Source organism: Rhodoplanes roseus (assembly GCF_003258865.1).
GTDB classification, from domain to species: Bacteria; Pseudomonadota; Alphaproteobacteria; order Rhizobiales; family Xanthobacteraceae; genus Rhodoplanes; species Rhodoplanes roseus.
In genome coordinates this window covers 1-252 of the sequence record NZ_NPEX01000917.1, presented here as the reverse complement: position 1 = coordinate 252, position 252 = coordinate 1, and the positions used below count along the sequence as shown (strand labels likewise).

Annotated in this window: 1 pseudogene; it reads left to right on the top strand. The window is 65.5% G+C overall.

Annotation, left to right across the window (positions count from 1 at the left end):
* Positions 1-75: 75 nt before the first annotated feature.
* Positions 76-252, top strand: a pseudogene (gene gltD, locus CH341_RS33000) (glutamate synthase); the annotation flags it as partial.

Here is a 252-nt window from a genome sequence, read left to right as displayed (position 1 = left end):
GCGGGACCTCCGGCGGCGGGCTTTCGGCACGACGATTGCGAGCGCGGCAGCGGGAATGACGGGTGAAGCGTAGTTATGGCTAAAGTCACAGGCTTTCTGGAGATCGATCGGCAGGAACAGCGCTACCAGCCGGCGTCCGACCGCATCCGGCATTTCAAGGAATTCGTCCTGCCCTTGCCGGAGCCGGAAGTGCGCCGGCAGGCCTCGCGCTGCATGGATTGCGGCATTCCCTATTGCCACGGGCCGACGGGC